General features: G+C 43.3%; 3 protein-coding genes and 1 pseudogene. 3 read left to right on the plus strand and 1 reads right to left on the minus strand.

Features of this window, described 5'->3' with window-relative positions:
- Positions 1-173 precede the first annotated feature (173 nt).
- The 3 genes and pseudogenes from estT to H4K33_RS16645 all read left to right on the plus strand — a co-directional run.
- A complete protein-coding gene (estT, locus tag H4K33_RS16140) occupies positions 174-1,094 on the plus strand; it encodes a macrolide hydrolase EstT (protein ID WP_046701559.1) in 921 nt (306 codons plus the stop codon).
- Entirely contained in the window at positions 1,087-2,310 is a 1,224-nt protein-coding gene (gene floR / locus H4K33_RS16145) for a chloramphenicol/florfenicol efflux MFS transporter FloR (protein ID WP_131540170.1), read from the plus strand. The genes estT and floR overlap by 8 nt, the downstream gene beginning before the upstream one ends.
- Positions 2,311-2,337: 27 nt before the next feature.
- Positions 2,338-2,436 (plus strand): annotated as a pseudogene (locus H4K33_RS16645) (LysR family transcriptional regulator); the annotation flags it as partial.
- Positions 2,437-2,670: 234 nt separating this feature from the next.
- On the opposite strand, the gene erm(F) reads toward H4K33_RS16645, so the two are convergent.
- Positions 2,671-3,471 carry a 23S rRNA (adenine(2058)-N(6))-methyltransferase Erm(F) gene (gene erm(F) / locus H4K33_RS16150; protein ID WP_182650836.1) on the minus strand — a complete coding sequence of 267 codons (801 nt, stop codon included), beginning with the start codon at positions 3,469-3,471 and terminating at the stop codon, positions 2,671-2,673.
- Positions 3,472-3,788 lie beyond the last annotated feature (317 nt).

Below are 3,788 nucleotides of genomic sequence, written 5' to 3' on the forward strand. Positions count from 1 at the left end.
ATAACAAACAAATTGGCAATAGAGCCGGTGAAGTACTTCTATTGAACTTTTGTGCAATGTTGAAGATTAGTAATTCTATTCAACATTTGTGCTAAAAGTCGGCTCCATCGCCAATTTGCCAAACGTTAGCGGGCATTGTGAAAGATACCAGCATAACAGTTAAACATTGATAAATGAAAAAAAAACTACTTTGGATATTAATTTTAGGACTGATAATAATCAGTTGCAAACAAAGGAAAACAGAAATGAAAGAGAAAATAATTAAAACAAACGGCATTGAACTCTGTACGGAAAGTTTTGGAAATAAGAAAAATCCAGCAATCCTTTTGGTAGCAGGTGCAACCGTATCAATGCTGTATTGGGACACTGAATTTTGCCAACAATTATCTGAAAAAGGATTTTTTGTTATTCGTTACGACAACAGAGATGTAGGAAAATCCACTAATTATGAACCAGGTTCTACTCCATACGATATTGTTGACTTAACTAATGACGCTATTTCAATATTGGATGGCTACAAGATTGACAAAGCACATTTTGTGGGGATTTCTTTGGGCGGACTAATTTCTCAAATAGCATCAATAAAGTTTGCCGACAGAGTTAACTCCTTAACTCTTATGTCATCAGGCCCTTGGGGAGACTCAGACCCAACTATACCTGAAATGGACACGAGTATTTTAGATTTCCATAGTAAAGCAGGTACAGTCAATTGGACAAATGAAGACAGTGTGGTAAACTATTTAATTCAGGGTGCAGAATTAATGAGTGGCAAGAAACAATTTGACAAACAAAGAAGTGAAAAACTGATAAGAGCTGAGTTCAATAGAGCCAACAATTATATAAGTATGTTCAATCACGCTGCATCGCAAGGTGGTGGTGGTGAAGAATATTGGAACAGATTAAACGAAATCAAACAACCCACCTTAATTATCCACGGAACAGACGACAAAATTTGGCATTATAAGAATGCAGGTTTTTTACTAGAAAAAATAAAAGGTTCAAATCTAATCACCCTTGAAGGTACAGGACACGAATTACACGTTGATGATTGGAAATCAATTATTGATGGAATAGAAAAACACATAAATGACTGATAAACAAAAACAACGCCCCGCGTGGGCCTATACGCTGCCGGCAGCACTGCTGCTGATGGCTCCTTTCGACATCCTCGCTTCACTGGCGATGGATATTTATCTCCCTGTCGTTCCAGCGATGCCCGGCATCCTGAACACGACGCCCGCTATGATCCAACTCACGTTGAGCCTCTATATGGTGATGCTCGGCGTGGGCCAGGTGATTTTTGGTCCGCTCTCAGACAGAATCGGGCGACGGCCAATTCTACTTGCGGGCGCAACGGCTTTCGTCATTGCGTCTCTGGGAGCAGCTTGGTCTTCAACTGCACCGGCCTTTGTCGCTTTCCGTCTACTTCAAGCAGTGGGCGCGTCGGCCATGCTGGTGGCGACGTTCGCGACGGTTCGCGACGTTTATGCCAACCGTCCTGAGGGTGTCGTCATCTACAGCCTTTTCAGTTCGATGCTGGCGTTCGTGCCTGCGCTCGGCCCTATCGCCGGAGTATTGATCGGCGAGTTCTTGGGATGGCAGGCGATATTCATTACTTTGGCTATACTGGCGATGCTCGCACTCCTAAATGCGGGTTTCAGGTGGCACGAAACCCGCCCTCTGGATCAAGTCAAGACGCGCCGATCTGTCTTGCCGATCTTCGCGAGTCCGGCTTTTTGGGTTTACACTGTCGGCTTTAGCGCCGGTATGGGCACCTACTTCGTCTTCTTCTCGACGGCTCCCCGTGTGCTCATAGGCCAAGCGGAATATTCCGAGATCGGATTCAGCTTTGCCTTCGCCACTGTCGCGCTTGTAATGATCGTGACAACCCGTTTCGCGAAGTCCTTTGTCGCCAGATGGGGCATCGCAGGATGCGTGGCGCGTGGGATGGCGTTGCTTGTTTGCGGAGCGGTCCTGTTGGGGATCGGCGAACTTTACGGCTCGCCGTCATTCCTCACCTTCATCCTACCGATGTGGGTTGTCGCGGTCGGTATTGTCTTCACGGTGTCCGTTACCGCGAACGGCGCTTTGGCAGAGTTCGACGACATCGCGGGATCAGCGGTCGCGTTCTACTTCTGCGTTCAAAGCCTGATAGTCAGCATTGTCGGGACATTGGCGGTGGCACTTTTAAACGGTGACACAGCGTGGCCCGTGATCTGTTACGCCACGGCGATGGCGGTACTGGTTTCGTTGGGGCTGGTGCTCCTTCGGCTCCGTGGGGCTGCCACCGAGAAGTCGCCAGTCGTCTAACCGACGACTGGTAGCAGGCCCGCTCCGATGCGGCGCACTAACCATCGAAACCTCGTGAATGTCGGTATCCTGTCTGGCAGGATACCGCTCATTTCCCTTGTTCAGTTCAACATCGCATTGGCAAAATGGCGGGTTAAGTTCAAAATTCAACTTTTGTGCTTTTTATTCCGCCGAATGTGTCCCACATTCAGCTTTTTTTTAATAATTTAGCTTCTGTGGAAACACATCGGCTACGTCACTGCTAAATTGAACTTTCGGTTCAATTTATCCGCCACTTCGCCAATGCGTTTCCCGTTATGCGGCAGCTTAAAAGACGACACCAAACCAAAAAAATCATCTTGACAACCACCCGACTTTGAACTACGAAGGATGAAATTTTTCAGGGACAACTTCCAGCATTTCCAAAAAACAGTTTACCCATTGACTTGGAGACAAACAAACAATTTGAGCATTAAGGTTTAAACCGAATTTTTCCGAAATTGACCTGACCTGACTTTTCCTGAAAATCGACTTTAAAGCTGTTTTTACAGATAAATCAGGTTTCTCTAACAGACAGGAAATAAATGCTAAGTATTTGGCTTTAAACTTAAAATCAAAAAATAAGTGTTTTCTTTTAATGTTTAACAGGGCTGATTTGACAGTTGGCGGTGGCAAGAAACTTTCAGGACCTACCTCATAGACAAGTTTCAAATCAAAAAAAGTATGATAGAAAACGGTATATGGATTGTAAAGCTTCCTCGAAAATAACTTTTGTGTAGGTTCTAACTGAAGGATAATGGAACCTCCCAGAAAATTTCCAAGACTCTCAAACATCAGGATTTTGAAAATATCGGAAGTAATGCCATAAGGAATATTTGACACCACTTTGAAAGGAAATTTCGGAACTGCAAAATTCCTAAAATCACAACCGACAACTTGAACATTTCGGGCATCAGAAAATAATTTTCGTAAATGTTCAACCAAAGCTGTGTCGTTTTCAATAGCAACAACATTGTTGGCGATTTTTAATAAATGAACAGTAAAAAACCCCTTGCCTGCCCCAATATCTAAAACCGTATCCTGATTACTTATATTTGCTTGTCTTATTGCATCTTTTATTAGCACTTTATCAATAGTAAAGTGCTGACCCGTAAAACGAACGGGCAATTTCTTTTTTGTCATTACTGCAAATTTAGTAACTTTGCTTGACAAATTAACGAGAAAGAAGAGAAAATGAAAGCCGACCGCATAACATCACCTATACGCAAGCAGGGGGTTCGTGCTTCGTAAGACAGGAAAGTGGTAAATTTGAAGTTCAGTTCTTCGTAGGAAGTTCAGTGGTTAAAATCCCTGCCTGCGTATAGCTGAGAACCGTTAGTAAATCTTTTAAAATATTGTGAACCTATTCCAACAAAGTTATTCCATAAAATTTTGAGCCTTCAAAGCTCTAAAAATTTTACGGAAATAACTTTGATAAACACTTTTCAATTATTGCTTTT

Origin of the sequence: Myroides sp. WP-1, from assembly GCF_014145635.1 — a bacterium.
Lineage (GTDB): Bacteria > Bacteroidota > Bacteroidia > Flavobacteriales > Flavobacteriaceae > Flavobacterium.